12 protein-coding genes and 1 pseudogene are annotated in these 21,914 nt (G+C 68.9%); 7 read left to right on the top strand and 6 right to left on the bottom strand.

Going from position 1 to position 21,914, the window contains the following annotated elements; all coding sequences use genetic code 11:
- Window positions 1-23: 23 nt before the first annotated feature.
- Window positions 24-542, bottom strand: coding sequence for a Pycsar system effector family protein (locus OG210_RS32665; protein WP_328335998.1), 519 nt, complete (start codon window positions 540-542; stop codon window positions 24-26).
- A 294-nt stretch (window positions 543-836) separates the two neighbouring features.
- Here OG210_RS32665 and OG210_RS32660 point away from each other — a divergent pair, with 294 nt between their 5' ends.
- The 6 genes from OG210_RS32660 (at window position 837) to OG210_RS32635 (ending at window position 11,597) form a co-directional block, all read left to right on the top strand.
- Window positions 837-1,646, top strand: coding sequence for a hypothetical protein (locus OG210_RS32660; protein WP_328335999.1), 810 nt, complete (start codon window positions 837-839; stop codon window positions 1,644-1,646).
- Window positions 1,643-6,895, top strand: coding sequence for a tetratricopeptide repeat protein (locus OG210_RS32655; protein WP_328336000.1), 5,253 nt, complete (start codon window positions 1,643-1,645; stop codon window positions 6,893-6,895). Before OG210_RS32660 ends, OG210_RS32655 begins: the two co-directional genes overlap by 4 nt.
- Window positions 6,896-7,654: 759 nt before the next feature.
- Window positions 7,655-8,476, top strand: coding sequence for an ATP-binding protein (locus OG210_RS32650; protein ID WP_371540669.1), 822 nt, complete (start codon window positions 7,655-7,657; stop codon window positions 8,474-8,476).
- A gap of 119 nt (window positions 8,477-8,595) precedes the next feature.
- Window positions 8,596-9,654 (top strand): tyrosine-type recombinase/integrase, encoded by a 1,059-nt coding sequence (locus tag OG210_RS32645; protein WP_331719763.1) that lies wholly within the window; start codon window positions 8,596-8,598, stop codon window positions 9,652-9,654.
- A 90-nt stretch (window positions 9,655-9,744) separates the two neighbouring features.
- Window positions 9,745-10,032, top strand: coding sequence for a helix-turn-helix transcriptional regulator (locus OG210_RS32640; protein ID WP_328336003.1), 288 nt, complete (start codon window positions 9,745-9,747; stop codon window positions 10,030-10,032).
- Window positions 10,033-10,469: 437 nt separating this feature from the next.
- Complete coding sequence (locus OG210_RS32635) at window positions 10,470-11,597, top strand: hypothetical protein (RefSeq protein ID WP_331719762.1); 1,128 nt, start codon at window positions 10,470-10,472, stop codon at window positions 11,595-11,597.
- Window positions 11,598-11,736: 139 nt separating this feature from the next.
- Here OG210_RS32635 and OG210_RS32630 read toward each other — a convergent pair.
- Window positions 11,737-12,783: pseudogene (locus OG210_RS32630) on the bottom strand (helicase associated domain-containing protein); the annotation flags it as partial.
- A gap of 955 nt (window positions 12,784-13,738) precedes the next feature.
- Between OG210_RS32630 and OG210_RS32625 the strand changes: the two are divergent.
- The gene (locus OG210_RS32625) at window positions 13,739-15,136 is read left to right on the top strand and encodes a hypothetical protein (protein ID WP_331719761.1); all 1,398 of its coding nucleotides are present in this window, start codon (window positions 13,739-13,741) and stop codon (window positions 15,134-15,136) included.
- A gap of 49 nt (window positions 15,137-15,185) precedes the next feature.
- Here OG210_RS32625 and OG210_RS32620 read toward each other — a convergent pair whose 3' ends face one another.
- From OG210_RS32620 to OG210_RS32605, 4 genes are all read right to left on the bottom strand, one after another.
- The gene (locus tag OG210_RS32620; protein WP_331719760.1) at window positions 15,186-16,952 is read right to left on the bottom strand and encodes an ABC-three component system protein; all 1,767 of its coding nucleotides are present in this window, start codon (window positions 16,950-16,952) and stop codon (window positions 15,186-15,188) included.
- Complete coding sequence (locus OG210_RS32615) at window positions 16,930-17,196, bottom strand: ABC-three component system middle component 6 (RefSeq protein WP_331719759.1); 267 nt, start codon at window positions 17,194-17,196, stop codon at window positions 16,930-16,932. The genes OG210_RS32620 and OG210_RS32615 overlap by 23 nt, the downstream gene beginning before the upstream one ends.
- The gene (locus tag OG210_RS32610; RefSeq protein ID WP_331719758.1) at window positions 17,193-18,128 is read right to left on the bottom strand and encodes an ABC-three component system protein; all 936 of its coding nucleotides are present in this window, start codon (window positions 18,126-18,128) and stop codon (window positions 17,193-17,195) included. Before OG210_RS32610 ends, OG210_RS32615 begins: the two co-directional genes overlap by 4 nt.
- Before the next feature lie 79 nt (window positions 18,129-18,207).
- Window positions 18,208-20,862, bottom strand: coding sequence for a Helicase associated domain protein (locus OG210_RS32605; RefSeq protein WP_331719757.1), 2,655 nt, complete (start codon window positions 20,860-20,862; stop codon window positions 18,208-18,210).
- Window positions 20,863-21,914: the final 1,052 nt, after the last annotated feature.

Raw genomic sequence — 21,914 nt, 5'->3', positions numbered from 1 at the left:
GTGAGCTTCCCTGGCGGCCGCTGTCAGACGACCACCCGCAGGAGTACGACCCCCAGCCCACCGCTCACCCCCATGACGGCCGTGCACATCACCGCCGCGGCCAGCCAGCGGTACTTGCGTACTGCCACGCGCGCGAGGAACCGTACGGTGCGCGAAAACTCCTGCCGGTCCGTCGCCTCGTCAACACCCCTTCCGTCGGCGGGCAGGATGTCCGGCCCGTTCGCCAGCTGGACGAAGCTGTAGCGGTTGGGGTCCGGATGCCGCAGCATCCGCGGGCACAATGTGGCCGCTAGGCTCACCACACCGCCGACCAGCCCGCAGACGAACAGGGCCAACAGCACACCGGCGAACACCCCGGCCGCACCGCCCCGTTCCCAGGCGAGCACAGCCCGCTGGGTCCACGCCCCCGCCGTGCCGGTCAGCGCCGCCTGTGCCGCCGCCAGGATGCCCGCCTTCGCGTCCGCGTGCTGGTGGGTCGTGTGCAGCGCGGTGAACATGTACTGCGCGGGACGATTGCTGCCTTCCTGCCGAGCGGACGCCATGAAGATCTCCTTCGTACGACGACGGTGTGTTCCGTCCGATACAGCCAGTAGGGACCGGACGCCCCGCCCGAACCAGACACTTCTGCGGGTTCTCGGCACCTGGTACGCGTCAGGAGTCCCGGCATTCCGTACTTCCACAGGATTTACTCCGGGGCGGGGGTGTACGACTGCTGTACCGGCGCCCGTACAGGGGGAGCGCGGGCGCCGGACCGACGTGAAGCAACTCTGTTGATTCACAGGAGATTTGACTGATCGGGCGGTCTCCGTCCCGGAATGCGCGTAGCGAGAGGTGCCATGACAGCGAACCGTGGGGAAGGGCCGGGCGGCTCGGGGACGTTCGAGCGCAGGCTGTTGCTGGCGGTCGACGCGAAAGGGTACGGATGTGCCGACACCGTGACGCAGCGCCAGTACCAGGAGGGCATCGCGCGGTTGCTGGACGGGGCCGCTGCCACCGCCCGGCTGGACCGTGACGGCTGGCTGACGCAGGAGGGCGGCGACTCCGTGTTCGCCGTCCTGCCCGGGACGGCCTACGAGCCTGCCCTGATCGACCCCTTCATGCGCGCCCTGGACGCCGGACTGCGGGAGTTCAACCAGAATCGGATCCCGCAGGCCCGGCTCAGGCTCAGAGCAGCCGTCCATTTCGGTCCCGCCGCGCCGGGCGCGGGAGGCTTCGTCGGCTCGGCCCCCGTCGAGATCGGCCGCATCCTCGACAGCGCACCCCTTCGCGCGGCCCTCGACGAGGCACCGGACGCCTGTCTTGCCGTCGCGGTGTCTGCGGCCGTCTTCCGTGATGTCGTGAAAGAGGCACACACCACCCTTCGGCCGGAGGAGTTCCGGCAGGTGGCCGTCACGGAGAAGGAGTACCGGGGTCAGGCGTGGATCTGGATACCGGGAACCACCGCCTGGGGTCCGGAAGCGCCCCCGGACCCTGGCCCGGCGGCACCCTCGGACCTCGGCCCTGACGGGACCCCGCCCGGCGATGCGCCGGCGCAGCAGCCGCGCGCCAGCTTCGTCCAGAACGTGTCGGGCGGTACCGGCATCCAGGCGGAGAACGCGACGTTGACCATCACACAGACGCCCGGAATCGCAGGTGACCGGCGGTGACCGAGAACCCCGAACGCCCCCGTGTCCCGGACGAGCGGACCTACGTGCAGAACGTGGGCCCCGACGGCTGGGGAGTCCAGAGCACCAACGCGACCATCAACGTCTACGGCTTCCGCCTCCCCGCGATCGAGGAGCTCCCGGCCCCGGCCGAACTCGACCCCGCCTGGCTGATGGAACAGCCCAGCCGGCTGCTGGACGCGCGCAGCCGGATCGTCCCGTTCGTCGGCCGGGAAGCCGAGCTGGAGCGGCTGCGGCAGTGGCGGGACGCCAACGGCCCCCGGCTGTCGGTCCTGCTGCTGCATGCCCCCGGCGGACAGGGCAAGACCCGCCTCGCCCTCGAGTTCGCCGAACGGTCACGTGGCCGCACCGGGCCGGGCCCGTCCGCCGCGCGGCCCTGGCACGTCCTGCACGCGGGATTCCAGGGCGCGTCCCCCGGACCGTTCCCCTCGGGCAACGGCGTTGCACCACCCGGCGACGCCGCCGGAGTGCTCCTCGTCGTCGACTACGCCGACCGATGGGCCCACAGCGAGCTCGAACGCCTCCTGACCTCCCCTGTGCTCAATCAGCAGCGGCCTACGCGCGTCCTGCTGATCGGCCGCACGGTCCGCTGGTTCGCCGCCGTTCGCGCGGAACTCGGCGACCGTCGCGCCGCCGCCGACGACCTCCGGCTGCCGTCGCTGACCGAGGACAGGCTGCGGATGTTTACCGCGGCCCGCGACCGCTACGCCGACAGCGACCTGTACGGCGTGGCGGACACCGTGAGCATCCAGCCGCCCGCCTCGCTCGACCAGCGGGACTTCGGCCTGCCCCTCAATCTGCAGATGGCCGCCCTGGTAGCGGTCGACGCCCGCAAGAACGGCACGGCACCGTCCCTCGCCGAGCCGCACCATCTGTCGGCGTACCTGCTGGACCGCGAGCGGCTGGCCTGGCAGAAACTCGTCGACGCCGGACGGCACGGGCAGGACTACCGGACCGGGCAGTCCGTCATGGCCAAAACCGTATTCACCGCCGTACTCACCGGAGCGGTCGGCCACGGAACCGGGAAACGCGCCCTGCGGAAGCTGGCCCTGCCCGAACCGCACGACCACCTCCTGGACGACCACCGGTTCTGTTATCCGCCCGCAGACCGGGCGACGGTCCTGGAACCGCTGTATCCCGACCGCCTTGCGGAGGACTTCCTCGGACTGCTCACCCCCGGGCACGACATCAGCTCCTACGAACCCGACCCCTGGGCGAACGACGCCCCCGCGACGCTGACCGCCACGTCCGCCGAACCGACCCCCGGCGTGACCGCCGAAGAGGACCTCCGGGCGGTCATCGCTCCCCGCGCCGTGACCTTCCTGGCGTCCGCCGCCGCCCGCTGGGCGCACCTCGGCAAGGACGTCCTGTACCCGCTGCTGCGCCGCGATCCCGGACTCGCGATCGCCGCCGGCAGCTCCGCCCTGACCACACTGGCCGCCCTCGGCGATCCGGGCGGCCCGGACGAAACCGGCGATGGCGCCCTCGACCCGGACCTGCTGGCCGTACTGGAGGCGGTCGAGACCCTGCTGCCCCAGGGCAGTGACGTCGACCTGGACATCGGCATCCTCGCGGTCATGGAGGTCCTGATCGCCCACCGGCTGACCCTGACCGGCGACCGCCTCGAACGCGCCGAGCTCTACAGCACGCTGGCAGCGCGCCGCAGCAACGCGGGCCGCAGGCAGGAGGCGATCGCCCCGGCCGAGGAGGCCGTCCGCCTGTGCCGGCAGCTCGTCGGGACCGACCGCGAGGGCACGAACGATCCTGCCCCACTCCAACGGCTGGCGGTCGCACTGAACGGCCTCGCCGAGAAGCTGTCCCACGTGGGCCGCTCGGAAGAGGCCCTGTTCCTCGCCGAGGAGTCCCTGACGATCAGCCGAGGGCTGGCCCAGTCCGACCCGGCCGCACACCTGCCCACCTTGCTGAGCTCGCTGACCGGCCTCAGCCTCCGCCTCGCCGGGCACGGACGCGCGAAGGAGGCAGCGGCCGCCACCCAGGAGGCCCTCTCCCTCCACCGCAGACTGGCCGCCGGCCTTCCCGACGCCCGGAGGAAAGGCCTCGCCGGCCAACTGGGCAACCTCAGCGCGAGGCTGCTCATGCTGGGTCGCGGCGAGGAGGCGCTGGCCGCCAGCCGGGAAGTCGCCCACCTCTACCGCGCGCTGGCCGCGGAGCACCCCGCCGCCGAGAACCCTCACCTGGCCGCCGCGCTCGTCAATCTCGCGGGTGCGCTGCACACGACGGACCGGGGCGAGGAGGCGCTGACCGTCGTCAAGGAGGCCGTCGACCTCTGCCGCCAACTCGCCGCCGCGAACCCCGCCGCGCACCAGCGCGTCCTCACGCTCGCACTGCTCAACCTCGGCCTGATCCTCGGGCGTGCGGGCCGCGGCGAAGAAGCGTTGACTCCGGTCGAGGAAGCCGTGTCCCTCCAACGGGAGCTGGCCGAGACCGACTTCGCCGCCCACCACCTCGGTCTCGCCGAGGCGGTGCAGGAACTGGGCGACCGCCTGTGGCACCTGGGCCGCCGGGAGCAGGCCAGGACCCAGTACGAGGAAGCCGCCGAACTGTACCGGCGGTTGATGCTGGCCCACCCCGTTCTCGACCTGCCCGAGAGCGCCCTGGAGCTCACCCGGGTGTCCTTCGCCCCGCAAGGGCACGAGAAGCGGGAGGCAGTCCTGGCGGCGAAGGAGCAGGCCGCCGACCTGTACCGCAGACTTGCCGAGGCGGGGCCCGGCACCGATCTCCCCGGCCTTGCCACGTCGCTGGCGGACCTGGCGAAGACACTGGCCGGGCTGCAGCAGGACGAGGAGACCGTCACCGCCTTCGAACGAGCGGCCACCGTTCGACTCGACATTGGCGACAGGTCCGGCGCGGCGAACCTCCACAACGATTTCGCCATCGCCCTGGAGAGGATGGGACGGCTCGCCCAGGCGGCCAGGGCGGGCGAGCGCGCCGCCGCCCTCTTCGGCGAGGCCGGCGAACGCGGCAGCCAAGCCATGGCCCTGGCGAATCTCAGCAGGATCCTGTCCGGCCTCGACAGGATCGACGAAGCCGCTGACGCCTCGGGACGGGCAGCGGCCATCTACCGCGAAAGAGGCGAGCGACACCTCGAAAGCGCTGCGCTGGTCAACCAGAGCCAAGCGCTGATGGCGGCGGACCGGTACGAGGAGGTGGTCACCGCCAACCGCCGGGCCCTCGAACTCTTCGAGGAGAACAGTTCCACGCGCAACGCGTCCAAGGGCCCGCCGCTGTACAACCTCGGCACGGCGCTTTTGCGGCTCGGACGGTTCGAGGAGGCCCTCCCGCCCCTGCGGCAGGCAGCCGCCGTCTACGCGGAGAGAGGCAATCGCGGTAGTGAGGCCGACGCCCTGAGGGGAGTGGGCAACGCCTTGTTCAGCCTGAGCCGGTTCGAGGACTCGGCCACCGCCTACGAGCAGGCGGCCACCCTGCTGCGCGCGACGGGCAGCGGCAAGGAAGAGGGACAGACACTCCGCAATCTCGGCGGCGTTCTGCTGCGGATGGGGCGCTTCGACCAGTCCGTCACCGTCTGCGGGCAGGCCGTCGCCCTGCTGCGCGAAGCCGGTGACAGCGTCGGCGAGGCCGGGGCACTCCTCAATCTGGGCGGTGCCTGCACGCACGCGGGCCGATACGCGGAAGCCGCCGCCGCGACAGGGAAGGCCGCCGTTCTCTTCCGTGAGGCAGGCGACCCCGACAACGAGGCGGGTGCGCTGTCCAACCGGAGCGAGGCACTGCGCAACGCACAACGATACGAGGAGGCCATATCCGTCTGCGAGCAGGCCATCGCCCTTTACCAAATGGTGGGCAACCACCAGCGTGAGGGCGTCATGCTGGGCAAACTCGGCAAGAGTCTCTCCTCGCTGGGCCGGTACGAGGAGGCTCTCACCGCCTACGAACGGGAGAGCGCGGCCTGCCGGGAGGCCGGCGACCGCTCGGCCGAGGGCAAGGCGCTCCTCGACGTCGGCCTCACCCTCCGGAGCCTGCAACGGTTCGAGGAGGCCGCCTCCGTATGGGAGCGGGCCGTGGGCATCTTCCGAGTGACCGGCGACCGCGGCAGTGAGGGAGTGGCGTGGGCGGGCCTGGGCGCCGCTCTGGCGGAGTCGGACCGTACCGGCGATGCCATCGCAGCCCGCCAGCAGGCCGTCGTGGCGTTCCGCGACGCCGGCAAGCTGAGCGAAGAAGCGGTGTTCTCGGGCGAGCTCGGCACCAGTCTCGCCACAGCGGGCCGGCACGCCGAGTCCGCCACCGCCCACATGCGTGCGGCCGAGCTCCACCAACGCCTGGGCCACCGCGCCAAGGAGGGCCCGGCCCTGCGCAACGTCGGCCTCGCCCTGGAGAACGCGGGGCAGCACGAGGAGGCGATCGCCTGGTACTCGCGGGCCGCGGCGGTCTTCCGCGAGACCGGTGACCACCAGGACGAGGCCGAAGTCCTGCGCCGGGTGGCCGGAGCCCTGAAGTCGGTGGGGCGGGCCGAGGAATCCATCGTCATGTGGCAGCGGTCGGTGGCCTGTTCCCAGCAGTCGGGCGACGACCCGTACGAAGCGGTGGGCCACTACGGTCTCGGACAGGCCCTCATGGAGGGGGCACGCCACGACGAGGCCCTCAGCGCCTTCCGGCGAGCCGTGGACCTCATGCGGCAAAGAGGCATGCGAGGCCCTGAGGCCACCATGCTCCGCGAGCTATCGCGCGCCCAACTGGCCCTGGGCCGGACGGAGCAGGCCATCGCGGCCCTCGCCCGGGCCGTCACCTGCCTCGGTGAAGAAGGTGATCACGAGGGCCAGGGTGAGGCCCTGTTCGACCTCGGCAAGGCGTTGGTGAAGGCAGGCCGGTGCGAGCAGGCCGTCGTCGTCGCCCTGCGCTGCGCCGACGTGAGCCGCAGGGCACACCGTCCCGATCTCGAACAACGGGCCCTGATGGAAATCGGCGTCGACATCGCGAACGCGGGCCGGACCGAGGAAACCCTCCCCGTGTTCCGGCGCCTCCACGAGGCCTATGCGGCAGCCGGTGACACGGAGAAGGAGGGCTGGGGACTGGTCCTCGTGGCCGGGGCCCTGGTGGATGCCGGCCGCTTCTCGGAGGCCATCCCCGCGAACCACCAGGCCGCCGACTTCTGCCGCGCCACGGGCAACACCCTCGGCACGGACACGGCCCTGAGCCAACTGAGAAAGGCCGAACTAGGTCTGAGGCTGCGGGCTCAGCGGGGCGGTACTCCCTGAGAGTGACAGGGAGTAGCACGAGACCACACTTTTTCCGGCGCGGCCCCTCGACGACGACGCGTCGACCGCCTCAGCCGGGCGTCTCGCACCCCAGGTCCGCGAGACGCTGCGGGACGGGGCCCAGCACCTGATCCAGTTCGGCCTGCGTGCAGCGGCGTTTGCCCGGGTGCGGGCTTCCTGGCAGGCAGCCCATTCCGCCGGCGTGAGGTGGCTGGCACACGCCACCACGGGGGCGGGAAGATCGTCGTAGCGGGGCCACTCGGCGGCCTCCCGACGGCATAAGCGCCGGGTCGACTTGGCCCGGCGGGTACACGTCGGCATCCCGCACCTCCCATGTGATCGCATGACCGCGCATCAGCGCGGTGCCCAGCGGTTCCCTTGCCTGCGGCAGCATAGAAACTGGGACAGACAACTCCTTCCGAAATCAGGAAAGTTCGCTGCCCTGATTGTCGCGACGGGGGTGCACCGCCCAAGTGCGATCTCTCGGTTTGGTGTCGGTGGTGGTGAGAGTCGGTCGCGCTGGTACAGGGGTGGGTTGTTACGGGGCTGGTCAGCGGCTATTTATGGGTGGGCAGGCCGCTGCCATGAGGTGAGAGATTGATGGGTGGGATCGCTGTCGTGGGGCTTTATCGCATGGCAGCTGATGTTGTCTCAGGTTCGAGAGTTCTTATGCGCTGAGGTTGGCCCGGTCGGTGTGATTGTGGGGTGGATCAAGAGGTAAGGGCCGGTCGTGGGTCTGTGCTGCCCCGGGGGTTGGTGGTGCGTCGTCTGCTGGAGCGGCAGCAGGTGGGGAAGCTGGCCACGCGGCATGTGCGTGCGGTCGCTGAGACAGTGGGTGTTTCCGAGCGTACGGTGTGGCGCTGGCTGGAGCAGGCCAAGACGACCGGGCAGGTGGAGGCGCCGGTCCGGCAGGGGTATGCGGTGTCGGACGAGGTGTGGGCGTTGCTGGGTGAGGCGGGGGGCAATGTCTCGGAGCTGAGGCGTCGGCTGGTGGCTGCCGGAGGTGGGGTGCCAGTTCCGTCGATGTCGACGTTGTGCCGGGTGATCCGCAGGGACCGTCGGGCGGGGCGGGCTTTGCTGACCGGGCGGGAGCCTGAGGTGGCCGGGTCGCGCCGGCCGGATCCCCTCAGTGAGCTGGGCCTGAACGTGGTGGCTGAGAAAGGCGTGGGTGGGCAGGTGTTTCTGCGGGAGCAGAAGCACCTGGCGCAGGTCCCGGTCCTGGTCCCGGATGCCCAGGTGGTGCACACACCTGCCGTTCGGTCGGTGCTGCGGACGGTTGCGCATGCGGCCGCGGTGGGGGCGGTGGTGTGTTTGTACGGCGACGCTGGCCAGGGCAAGACCGTCGCGCTGCAGTACGCCTTGTCCCAGCTGCCGCACCCGGCCCGGGTCCGTCGGGTCCATGTCGGTGTGCACTCGACGGTTCCCGAGCTGCGGCGGGTGCTCGCGGATGCCCTCGAGCTGGGTAGGCGTCTGCCGCGCGGGGCGGGGGAGGCCGACCTGATGCTGGTGAACGCGTTGAGGCAGCCCCGCGTGCTGGTACTGGACGAGGCACAGCGCTTGCCCGTGCCGTGGTGTGGATGACCGGGTTATTCGTGAGGTGGGGGTTGCTTTTCTGCAGCTGTCTCGTTGATGGATTCGGTGGCACAGGGGTTGTTCAGGTGCCGCCTTAACCAAGAGTCATTGCTGGTTGGTGGTGGAGTGTGGCGGGGAAGCCGTTTCTTCGGCTGGTCGAGGGCGGGCTCTGCGGCGCTGCTCCCGAGGCCGGGCAGGTACCCGATGTGTGGGCGTTCCAGGCCCGCTGCGTGCAGGCATTCGCCTCGACATGGACAGCGAGAGGCTTCGCTCCCACCACGATCGGCTGCTACACGTCGCTGCTGGAACGGGTGCTGGACCACTATGACCGGCCGGTGTGGCAGATCGAGCCGGCCGACGTGGACGCGATGCTCCACTCCCTGGTGGTGGCGGGGCGGGCGGCGGGGACCAGACGCCAGTACCTGCAGATGCTCCGCACGTTCCTCACCTTCGTCCAGGCCCGCTACGCCACCGAGATCCGCACCCTGTACGGCACCCCGGTGGCCAACCCGCTGGACCGGTTCAACCGGCTGCGCCATGTCTTCGACGACACCCCGCGCACCCTGCCGCCCACCGCCGAGCGCCTCACCGCGTTCTTCGCCTTCGCCCGCCAGCGCCTGACCACTACGTCCGACTACCCGGCCGCGGCAAGGGACTACGCACTGCTGCGCACCCTCTACCACTCCGCTCCCAGAGTGAGCGAAGCCATTCGCTTCGACCAATGCGACGTCCATCCCGCACTCGGCCCGACAGGCAAGCTCCACGTCCGATTCGGCAAGGCGGCCAACACCTCGGGACCCCGCCCGAGATGGGCACCCATGCTCGACGGACTGGACCAGATCCTCGCCTGGTACCTGGGAGACGTACGCCCCTTCTTCCCCGACACCACCCCGCTGTTCTGCGACGCCCACGGCCAGCCGCTGAAGCCGGACACCGTACGCGACCGCCTCTCCCACCTCCTGGACCTGGAAGGCCGCCCCGCAGACGACCGGTTCACCCCGCACGATCTGCGCCGGGCATGCGCGACCCACCACTACGAGAGGGGCATGGACCTGCTCACCGTCCAGCAGCTCCTCGGTCACTGGCACATCGCCTCGACGATGGCCTACGTGCGGCCCTCGCTCACCTTCGTCGAAGACGCCTGGCGCCGCGCCACGTCGACCGCCGTCACTAGCCTGGCCGGCTGACCCCAGGGCAGGACACCCATGACCACACCACCCCCTCTGCACGCCGTCGAGCCCGTGACCCCGCCACCGCAGGTGGAGTGGAGACTTCGGATGACCGCGGCACAGCGCGGTATCTGGACCGGCACCGAACTGCGCCGCCTGCTTGCCGAGCGGGCCGGCCTCGAGCTGTCTGCGGCATCGGTGTCCGCCCTGTTCACCAAACAGCCCTCCCAGGTGAAGCTCTCCACCCTGGCCGCCCTGTGCGCCGCCCTGGACTGCACCCCAGGCGACCTGCTTACCGTCGGCGAGCCCGCCATACCCCCACCACCTACACCACGCACCACCCCACCACCTCGACAGCAGCCCGTGCCCAGCCACCGATCCCTGCCACCGCTGTGACCGCACCCCGCCCCGCACACCCCGCGACGGACCCGCCCACGACCACCCGTGCCACACCCTCTCGTGTCAAAGACAACTGCCCGGCCTGCCACCGACTGCGCTGGCTGCACCCCGACACCGGCCGCTGCCCCTGGTGCTCACGCACCTGCACCCTCTGCGGCGCACCACGGCGCTCCGCCCAGGACCTGTGCGCGGCATGCCGACGCCGATCCGCAGGACAACGAGCTCGGGGCCCCTGCCAGCACTGCGGACGCCGACGTGCCCTCGACGCGGCGACCCAGCACTGCCGAGCCTGTACCGACCCCGCTGCCGCCCCGCCCCCGGCCCACTGCGAGCAATGCGGAACCAGCGGCCAGTGGGCCAAAGGCCTCTGCAAGCGCTGCTACGAGCATTCACCCCACACCGTCCTGACCCGCGCGGCCGGCTGGGCCAAGCGCATGCCCGCCCCGCCCTCCTGGTGGAGCGGCCTCGCCGCACACCTCGCAGCGCACCGACACCCGATCTACGCGGCCGACCTCATCGCCACCACCGCGCGCCTGCTCCTCCACGCCGAGTCCTGCGACCCCCGCAGCCTCCTCGCCCGCGCCAAAAGCGATGCCCCCGAACTCGTCGGAGCGCTCACCGACTTCTTCCGCACCCACGGCCACCTCGACCCACCCCCACCCCCACGCCTCGCCGACAGACGAGCAACAGAACGCCGATCCCGCCGCATCGAGTCCACACCCGCCCCTCTGCGCTCCCAGACCGAGAAGTTCGCCGCCTTCCTCCTGCTCCAGCGCGAGCAAGCCGAACACCTGGGGCTACGGCCCAACCAGCTGATAACCATCGAGATCCGACTCGCAGCCGTCCGCGACCTGGCCCTCCACCTCCACACCGAGGGCCACACGAACTGGGCCAGTGTCACCACCGCCCACATGGAATCCTTCCTGGCCCTCAACCCGGCCCTCCGCGCATCCCGACTCGCGGGACTGCGTCAGTTCTTCGCGTACGCCCACCACGCCAAAGTCATCCTCCACAACCCGACCGACCCCATAACCGCCGTACAGCACAGGGGGTTTCACGGCCCCACCCTCACTCTGACCCAACAGCGCACCCTGTACCAGCGGTGGACCACCCACCACGACATCCACCCGCACGAGGCATTCATCGGCCTCGCCGCCCTGCTCCACGCAGCAACCATCACCGAGCTGCGCCAGCTCACTGACACCGGGATCAACCCCCATCACCACAGCGTCCACTTCCCCGGCAGATCCCTGGCCATCCCGCTCGACGACGCGACCTGGACCGCACTCCAACGCTGCCAAGAACACCGACACCAACTCGGCTCGGACAACCCCCACCTGCTCGTCACCCGGCTCACCCGCACCCACCACGGCCCCGCCGGCGCCGCTCACATCCGCGACACCCTCGCCCCTACCGGCCTCCGGCCCCGCATCCTGCGCTCTACTCGCCTGCTCACCCTCGCCGATGAACTCGACGCTAAGATCCTCACCACCTCACTGGGGATGTCCTACGCAGGAGTCGCCCACTACCGGCCCAGCCCGAACCTCACCAAGCCAATATGACGGTCCGAGCCCGGCGAACCGCTTGAGCTGCTCCTCGCAATGTCTATGTCCACCCAGGCATGGTGCCTTAGCGGTCTCTGGATCCCCACGCCGTAGAGGGTTGCCTCCCGGCACACGGCAGGCAACCCTCCGCCGGAACTCATGCCCAGTCCATGCCCAGCTTCCGCAGTGCGTCCAGCTGCTCCTGGGTGAGCTTCTCCCGCCTCGATTTGGTGTTCGAGACCCATACGCCCAGCTTCACGATCACCGGCTCCGCCTCGCCGTCGACCGCGATCGGCTCACCGTGCCCACGCGGTACCGGCCGGTCCGCGCCTTCCCGCTCCACCCACTGCGCGAGGGCCGCAAGGCCGCGCTGGAACGCCTGCTGTGCCTTGTTCGGGCCCTTCGTCGCGCGCGTTGCTGTCGGAGTCGGAGATGGCGCCTCAGCGGGCTTGATACCCAGCCTGGTCAGCCGCTCGCGCTGCTCGGTCGACAGCTGCGCCCAGTTGCCCGGATTCTTCTGCCGCTGAAGCCACTTGCCGAGGTCGTCGCCCTCGAACAGCACCCCGGGTGCGATGGCCGGCAGCACGCCGCCGGCTTCGGTGTCGGCGAGGTCGGCGAGGACGCGGTAGTGGCGTTGCCAGTCCAACGGCCACGGGCAGTCCCAGTCCGGGTCGATCGCGGTCAGTTGCTTGGCCCGCGCCTCGGCCCGTTCCGGGTTCTTGCCAAGGCCGCCCTTGCGTCGGAGGTTGGCGAGGTGCTGCCCGATGGGCACCATCGCCTCGCCCTCGCCCCATACCGCGTCCTGACGCGGCGCGAGATGCCCGGTCGCCCGCCGGTAGGACCGCAGCGCGGCGAGCTTCGTCTCCCACGCTTCTTCGCCCGGCTCCCAGACCATTCCGGCTTCCGATGCGTCCAGGAGCTCCTTGCGGTGATCGTCGAGATCGCCGGCGCGGAGGGCTTTTCGCTGTTGATGGACCCACCGGCCGAGCGGGAACGCCTTCGTGACGCCGACCTCGGTCTCTGTGTCGTAGGGCACCGCGTGGAGGCCGGTGATGCCGTTGACATTCCGCCAGCGGAGGAGGGCTTGGTAGCCCTCGAGCCATACCAGTGATTCGGGTCGGTAGACGCGGGTGCGGAGGAAAGCGGCGATGGTGGCGGCGTCGCGGGGGGAGGAGAAGTGCAGCAGTGCGGATTCCACCGGGGCCTGGTGGCCGTGTTCAGAGGCCTCCACCGCGAGCCGGTGCAGCGCCGAGCTGGGCATGCCGTCGTCATCGAGCAGGCACAGCTTGCCGAGCACTGATCCCTTGGGTCGTCCCGGCAGAAGGTCGGCCACCCGGCTTCCGCGGAGCCGACGGGCGAACACCTCGTACGACGGTGCCTGCTCAAGGACCCCGAACGAGCGCACGTAGCGCCCCTGGCACTCCATCAGCAGCCGCATCCGCCCCTGTGCCTCGCCCTCACTGCTACTCAAGGCGAGCGCCGCGACCACGCAGGCGTCGAGTGCCGCGCGCTGGTCCTCGTCGAGTTCTTGAACGGCCGCTGCCGTCCCGGCCACCGCCGACACCCCGGTCCTCCCCGCACCGCATCGAGCCCATGCCACAACCTCAACCCTTCTGCCCTGTGGGAGGGCACGGGAGTTCGGGGACCTTCCCCCGATCCGGTGATCCCGATCCGACGTTCGCGATGCGGGGTCTTCCGGACGGACTCGTGTCCGGCAGTCGCCGAATCGGGACGAGCAGCGTCGCGCCCCCAACGGCGCTCCGCAGACGACGCGGGCATACGGTCGCGGCGCGCGGGATGTGCTGTGTGCACGGGGACACGGGCCTGGCGGAGGTGGTCGCCGCCGTCAACCTGTACATCGACCGCGACGTCCTCGCCCGGCAGGTCGCCCGTGAGGATGCCTAGTGTTGCTCCCTGGCCGCGTGCCTGTACGGCTGGGACGCGACGGCGGAGGCCGCCACGCCGTGGTCTCACTCATGGCGTGTCCTTGGCCTCCAACGCACGGCAGCTGTACGGCTTCTCGCTCGATCATCGCGGATCAGGCGGGCGAGGCCTCGGCTTCGTCCTCTCCATGCCCCGCACGGAAAGGGCGGCAAACTGGCCGGAGTGCTGAGAGGGGGAGCGGGGCAGACAGCGGAGGTGCGCTAGTTTCGTGCGGTATGGAAAGCCCCTCCCAGCTACGTCAAGCCGCCCTCGCCTGGCTTGATCAGGCACGTCATCTCCCCTCCATTCCCCAGGCCGTCTCTGACGCAGCGCTTGCAGCGCGGCCGGAGTGGGATGACCTGAGCAACGCAGTGGCCTTGGCGGCGCCGGTGTCGGGGCACCGTGACCTGTACGGAAAGCTCACTGGTGACTGGCTGCCCCGATGGTCCGTGATTCTGGGTGCATCCGGGCTGGGCGACGCGACCCGTTTGATCGCCCGAGGAGCCACTGTGTCGGTGGAGGAGGTCGCGGACAGTTTCGTTGCCTTCTGTACGGCCCCGGCACTGGGTGCCGAGGACTGGCTGCTGCTGACCGGCGATCTTCCTGAAGGTGCACGAGTTCCGCTGGGTCACTACACCCTGCAGACCTTCACCACCGACGAACTGAAGCAGCTGGGCCCCATGCCCGCGCTCTATGGCTTGCAGCCGGGCGGGCTCGACCTCGATCTTCTAATCGGTGCGCCCTTCGTCCATGCCCCGAACCCTGACCGTACGCCGGACCGCAGAGGGACCCACTGGTTCGAGACCGCCGGTCCTCGGCCGGAAGCCCGCCACTGGAGAGCGCTGCTCCCCCTTATCCTGTGGAGCGAAGACCTGTTGCACGTCGATGCCGTGTTCAGAGTCGAGCGCGGCCGGTACTTCGAACTGAACCGAAACGACGTACCGACCACCATTGAGACCATTGCGAGTCGCCACGGGACCCCGGTCGAAATCGAAGCCCGTAAGACGGGGAGCTTCCATCTCGCGCCGGCAGATCTGCCGCGGATGCAGGCCTTCTGCTCCGCGGTAACCGCCAGGATCGATGCCGTCATGGCTGGCGCAACCAGCGGCCGCACATTGCCCAGGAAACGTGCCCGACGGCTTGAACGGGCCGCCCGACACCTGCTGCAGGCCTACCAGCGCACCCCCAGCGACAACGAAGTATGGGAGCAAGAGGTAGACGAGCTGCACTTGGACTACGTCATCGCTCTGGAAGCCCTGATAGCCAGTCCCAACGACAAGCACGACGGCATCAGCAAGAAGATGCAGACTCGCACGGCCGCCCTGTTCCCCCCAGCGCTGCGCGAACTCGTCACGAAGGCAGTGCGGGACGCATACAACGCACGGTCCTTGTATGTACACGGAGACCTGCTCAAAGAGCAGGAGGAGAGCAAAAGGCAGACTCAGCTGCGTGAGCTGCGGCTGATCTTGCGGCAGGTGGTTCTGCGCTGGCTCATCCTCACCCCCCACGACACCGAGGACCTCGCACCACGTCTCGACGTCGCAGCCGACTGCGGCAGCTGTGAGCAGGCCATTGACGAGCCTCTGCGCGCCTTCTTCCAGGAAACGACGACACGGGACGATATCCGCTCCTGAGGCGGCCGAGAGACTCCCGGCGGCTATCACGGTCGGTGCGGGGTGCTCGTTATGCCTTTGCCTTGCCTGTGGCTTTGAAGCGGAAGCCGAAGAGGCCGCCCTCGTCGTCGTCGGTGAGGCGGGGGCTTCGGATGTGGGGTCCGGGGTTGAATCCGCGCTGGGCAGCGGTGCTGAGGGTGTCTGTGTTGAGGGTGACGATGTACTGCATGTGCTCTTCCTCCGTCACTTCGGCTGCGAGCGCCAGGGCTCGCGCGACCTGCCGTTCGTCGACGCCGTCGTAGAGGTGGCTGTCGTGGATGAGGAAGTCAGGGCCGCGCTCGTGGCGGTGAGCGAGGACAGCCAGGGTGAGGTCGAAGCAGAAGATGACCATGTTGTTGATGCCGCGGCTGTCGTCGGCGTCGATCCGGGGCGTGATGTTGAGGCTGGTGCGGCCGGCCTCGATCGCGAGATAGGCTTCGCGGCCCTCGCCGTAAAGGCGCTGGGCGTACCGGGAGAACAGCAGGATCGCTTCGTCTGTCTGCTGCCGGCGCTCTCGGAGGTCGAGGTCGACGGCCTGTTGCAGTTCGACGCTCTTGGCGGTGATTTGGCGGGCGCTAGCCTCTAGGGCCTGCGCTGCGTCGAAGCGGTGGCGAAGAGCACCGAGAGCGGCCTCCTCCCGCCCTAGTGCTGTCTGCAGGGCAGTCAGCGCTTCCAGCGCTCCACCTTCCGCCAGCTCGCGCAGGAGGCGAGCCTGATCCTCGCCTAGGTCGGCACGTTCCTGACGCCGGGCGGCCAGGCGGTCGGTGAGTTCCTGGATCTCCTCCTCCAGGAACCTGCGCCGGTTGCGTACGACGGAGTGGTGGAACGCCTTGACATCGTCGAAGCGACGCCGGACCTGGTCGTTGAGGATGACCCCTAGCTCGCGGTAGGCGGGCTCGAGGTAGGACACCTCGACGTCGGTGGTCTCGGTGACCGCGCCTTGGAGTTCTTCGAGGTTGTGCTGGTCGATCACGTCGTCCTGGGCGAGCTGCTTGATTCTGCGGCTTACCTGGTCTGCGCGTTCTTTGAGGCGCTCGTACTCAGGGACAACCTGGAAGGCGGCAACCTGCGCTCGCAGCCGTTCGACCTGTGCCTCGGCGAGAGTGATCTGGCCCCTCAGGTCGGCCGTGGACCCGACGATCCGTCCCCATACGGGATCGTTGACGGCCTTCCTCAGCTGATCTCTGGTCGCCTTGCGGGCATTGAGCTCGCGGTAACCGTTGACCAGCTGCCAGTCCAGCCCCAAGAGGTAGGCCAGGTTCGACGATGCCTCCGCGGCGGCCTGCCGGGAGAACGTCCGAGTGGGCTCGTTGAAGCCGTGAGCGGAGACACGGCGGATAAGGAACGACAGGAGCGTGCGACCGCTCACTCCGGGATGGTCGCCATCCAGCCTGAACAGGTCCCGCTCGATGACGCGATTCCACTCCTCTACGGGCAGCTCGACGTCCTGGCCGTCCGTGAAGAGCGTGTCGGCTGGCACGCCGGATACGTCCCGGCTCAGCGACACGACCTTGGGACTGTCTCCACGCCGTCGTACCTCGAGCGGATCGTCCTGCCACGGCCAGTCCATAGTCAGGCTGAAGGTGATGTGGCGCAGAGCCCTGTTCGTGGCCAGCGACCCGGAGGATTTTGCCCCCAGAAGGAAGTGAACGAGCTCGATCACGCTGGACTTGCCAGCACTGTTACGGCTGTCGGTCTCAGCTGACGACGACGTGGTGTCCGCGACCAGCAGGTTCAGTCCCGGTGAGAAATCCACCGTCTTGAACCGGGCGTCGTCAGCGCTCAGACGGCGCAGCATCCGTACTCCTTGCAACGAGAACGTCCTGGTCCAGCTCCACCACACCCATGGCGAAGAGGATGTCCAGGGCCAGAACGAACCACTCGAACGATACCGGCGAGGTATGGGCCTGATCGGCGCGCCAGCTCTTCAGCCTCGACCACGCCTGGCTGACGGTCCGCGGTTCATCGAGCTGGAGGAGAACCTGCGCGCCGACAGCGAGCAGGCAGCGGTCAGGAGCGAGCCCTTTCGTCGGAGTGATCATGCGGTCAACCCGATGCCGGGCTGCCAGCCGGCAGGCGGCGTCTCGAAGATGTCGCATCGCTCGAAGAAGTGCGCCAGCACCACAAGGGCGGCGCGCAGCACCTTCGGTCGCGGCTGGGCGTTCCCCAGGAAGTACATCTTGAGCTGCCAAAGGACGTCGTCAGCGTCGCTGTAGTCGCGACGCACCTGCTGGTAGTACAGGCGGAAGCCCTCCGCCACCTCGTCATGCTCCAGCTCGCTCCGGGTGCCGGCGTAGAACGCGTCCACCAGGTAGCTCTGACGCATGCCTCGGAGGAGGTCTTCACGATCCGCTCCTTCGATCCGGTTGAAGTCCAGCTTCTCCACCGGCACGTCGGGCAGGGACATCAGCGGGTTGGACTCGGCACGGATGTCCTGTAACTGCTTCAGAAGCGGGGCCAGATCCTCCATCCCGACGCCGAAAGTCGTGTCCTTGATGGGTATCTCGCACCGAAGCACATCCTCCGCAGCCATCAGCGGAAGCTGCATGCACTCCTGCCACAGGCGCCGACTGCCCATCTGCTCGAACTGAAGCGAGGGCATGCTGTCACGCGCTTCGGCCAACAAGGACGCCACGACAGGGTGCACACCTCGCCGGTCGTTGTGCACGAAGACGAAGGTGTCGAACTCACCGCTGCGCTTCTCGACCGCCCCCGAGAGATCCTTGGTCAGCTTTTTCTTGATTTCGTAAGGATCGACCGTTTGGGGGCCGTAGCAGGCGTACAGCTTGCGGGAATGCAGGCTGAGGCCGTCCGCTGACATGTCGCCGAGGCGTCCTGCGGTGCGTACGTCGACGAAGTCGGGATACCGCGAGCACATCAGGCGGTGAAAGAAGTCTTCGAACTCGTTCTCGTAGAGCTCAGCCATCAGCCCCAAGAACTTGATGTGTGCATACATCCGCTGCTCAAAACGCATGAACCCCCCTTGCGCACAGAACTGTCAGAGTAGCTGTGTGTAACTGGGCCCGACACCCCTTAGATCAGGTCTTGCTTGTTCACGCCCAGTCGACGCCCAGTTCGGCGAGGGCGGCCCGTTGGGGTCCGGTGAGTTTGTCTCGGCGGCTCTTGGTGTTCGAGACCCAGATGCCGAGCTTCACGTTGTGCTCCTGGTCGGCGATGACGATCCGTTCGGTGTGCGACCGCCTGACGGTGTGTGTGCCTTCGCGCTGGACGTATTGAGCGAGGGCCACCACACCGCGTTGGAAGGCCGCCGACACCGTGCCCGGACCGCTCGCCGCGCCCTTCCGGGCCGGAGCCGCAGAGGGCCGCTTCGCGGGCCGGATGCCCAGCGAGGACAGCCTCTCCTGCTGCTCGGTCGACAGCTGCGGCCAGTTGTTCGTCTGCCGCTCGATCCAGCGCCCGAGGTCGTCGCCCTCGAAGAGGACGCCGGGCTGGATGCCGGGGAGGGTGCCGTCGGCGTCGACCAGGTCGCGCAGCACGGCGTAGTGGCGCTGCCAGTCCAGCGGCCAGGGGCAGTTCCAGTCCGGGTCGATGGCGGTCAGCTGCGCGGCCCGTACCGCGGCGCGATCGGGGTCTTTCCCGAGGCCGCCCTTGCGTCGGAGGTTGGCGAGGTGCTGTCCGATGGGCACCAGGCCCTCGGTTTCGCTCTGGCCCCAGAGGGCGTCCTGGCGGGGTGCGAGGTGCCCGGTGGCCCGCCGGTAGGACCGGAGTGCGGCGAGTTTGGTCTCCCAGGATTCTTCGCCGGGTTCCCACACCATCCCGGCCTCCGGGGCGTCCAGGAGCTCCTTGCGCCGCGGCTCCAGCTCCCCGGCCCGCAGCGCTTTCCGCTGCTGGTGGACCCAGCGGCCAAGCGGAAACGCCTTCGTCGCCCCGACCTCGACCTCAACGTCGTAGGGGACGGCGTAGAGGCCGGTGATCTCGTGTTCGGCCCGCCACCGGCGCAGGGCCTGGAAACCTTCGAGCCACACCAGGGACTCCGGCCGGTACACCCGCGTGCGCAGGAACGCCGCGATCGTGGCGGAGTCGCGTGGGCTGGAGAAATGCAGCAGCGCCGATTCAACGGCAGCCTCACTCTCCTGTTCCTGGTCCCCGCCGTCGCCCTCGGGCTCCCCGGCCCCGATGATGCGCCCGTCAGCATCCCGCTTCACGTGGACGCGCCGCTGCTCACGCCCACGCGACAGGGCCCGGGAAGCGAGCTGCTCCACCAGACGTTCCGAGTGACTGCGGAGCCCCTGAAGGACGGCCACGAGGGGGCGGAAGCTGGCGGAGGCGACCATGTCGTCCGGGTCTTCGCCGGGCTCCAGGAAGACCGGCACGATGATCCTGGCGACCTTTGTGGTGCCGTCTGGATTCGGGCGCAGCGCCCGGCCGATGTTCTGGACGATCTCGACCTGGGAGCCGCGGGTGTCGGCGAAGCAGATCGCCTCCACGCCCCGCTCGCCCACGATGTCGACGCCCTCCCCGAGGACGCGAACGCTCGCCAGGAACGCCCGGTGTACGCGCTTCCCGGCCGCGTTGATGCCGTTGGCGAACTGCCGCAGGACCTCGCGCCGCTCGGCCACTAGGTGGTCCCCGCACAGCCAGTTCGCCCAGACCCGGTCAGCGGGCACGTGCCGGTAGGGCTCCAGCTCGTAGAACTCCGCGTCGATCGAGGACGGCGGCAGTGCGGCCGCGTCTTCGAGGAACTTGTCGGACGCCTCGGTCGCGTACAGCTCGGCCGCCGTTTCGGGCAGCTTCTCCGCGAACGCGGCGGCCTCCTGCACCCGCTGATGGAAGGTCATGACGGTGCGGAGGTTGTTCGCGGCCGCGTGCTCCAGGAGCGCGGTCTGCAAGAGCGCCAGGCGCCGGCCCCGCAGCGCCTCTTCCGACAGCCCCAGCACTGGCTCCGGGTCGCGGATTTCGATCACGTCGATCTCGAAACCGGCGAGGATGCTCCGCTCGATGCTCTCCGACAGCCCGAGCTCGTAAATCCACTCGCCGTACGTCCCGCCCGGGTCGCTCGCCATCGAGGCGATCTCCAGCTCTTGGCCGTCCTTGTCCTTCTGCGGCCGGACCGCCGCCAGGATCCGCGGTGTGGCCGTGAGGTAGAGCCGGAAGTCCGCCCGGATACGCTGGTTGTCGTGGATCGCGGCCCAGGGCCGGCCGACGTCCCCAGCAGTCCCATGTGCCTCATCCACAACCGCCAAGTCGAACCCGTCCATCTGCTGTCCGAACAGCCGCTCTCCGCCCGCTAGAGCGGCCTCCAGTGGCCCGCGAACCTTCCGCTGGCCCATCGCTTCGACGTCCTCACGGTCCACGAGGGAGGCGTACGTGGCGAACACGACAGCGGGCCCGTGTCCGGCCCACAGGGCGAGCTGGATCGGGTTCGTGGTCGTGCGGACACCGAGCTGCTCCAGGACCGCGTCCTTCTCCAGGGAGCAGACCGCGACCATGGGCGCGTTGTGGCCGACCCGGCGCCACGCCTGTGCGGTCTGCACCAGAAGATCCAAAGTGGGGACCATGACGAGGATCCGCCCGTTCCGGAAGTTGTCCAGCGCGGCCGAGGCGGCAGTGATCGTCTTCCCGGAGCCGGTCGCTGACACGACGGTGGCACGTGCTCCCTGGGTCGGGACGGATGATCTTGCAGGGAATCCCACCCATTTACGGATGCCTGAATTTGCTTCTACTTGATGTTCTCGAAGCTGGATCACAACAATTCTCCGGGTTCGGGAAGGACCTGTTCGACCGAGGTAATCCGGTATTCGCCCTGCTGGTACCTGGGCGTCCGTAGACGGTCCAGGCCCGGTGGGCGGCTTCGCTGAGGGAAGAGGCCATCATGTGGACGGTGAGGCGCGGTTCGTCCGGAGAGCCGGCCTGCTGGGCAGCGATCCGGTAGACCCGATGACACAGCATCCCGGCCGGCGCCCCACCGTGTTGCTCTGCAGCAGCTATGTCAACGGCCACACGCTGCATCCGCTGCTCCTCACAGCGGCCTACACGCGGATCCTGTCCCGGTGCATAGACAGGCATCTGCTGCGCCGTCATCACGTGGGCGATACGCTCCCATTCAGCGCACTCCCACACGGCGATCGCCAGCTCACTCAGGCTGAGGACCTCCGCTGGTCCTCCGCGTGCACGTTCCTCGCGCTCCCGGGAGAGCCGCACATGCGTCTGCACCCGGCCGAGGGCGAGCCCTGTGGCCTTTCTCGTCACACCGAGCCGCGCTATTTCAGACGGAAGATATTTGTAGACTGACATGAGTCCCGTCCTCTCACAGCCAGAGCGTATCCCTTATTTCTACCAACTCTACATGCTGCATCAAACCGATGATGCGTTGCACCAAAACCAGGACACGAACGAGCGACCCCCTCTCCCCGTAGCCAGCCAAGCCCGCGTAGCGGGCTTCAGGCCCTGGAGGCGCAGCCGGAAGGGCCCCAGGGTGGGGGAGTGCAGCGGACACACTCTCAGACGGGTGCGAAGCACCCGTCAACTCTCTTACAAGAAGCCGAATCACCTGCACTTGATATCCCGCCAGACCTGGCCCCCGCACAGCGGGGCCCACCGGCCCGCAACGCGGGCCGGCCCCCCTCAACTCCTGGAGCGAAGCGGAAGGAGTTGGCCCGGCTTCACCGGGGCGGTGAGCGAAGCGAACCGCCCGTCAACCCCAGGGCGCAGCCCTGGGGTTCGCAACCCGCGGAGCGGGTTGCGCAACTGCCCCGCGCAGCGGGGCAGTTCGCTTGCACATCGCGCAGCGATGTGGTAC

This window comes from Streptomyces sp. NBC_00466 (assembly GCF_041433995.1).
In the GTDB taxonomy this organism is placed as follows: domain Bacteria; phylum Actinomycetota; class Actinomycetes; order Streptomycetales; family Streptomycetaceae; genus Streptomyces.
The sequence above is the reverse complement of the archived record's forward strand: the minus strand, read 5'-3'. Positions and strand labels throughout refer to the sequence as shown.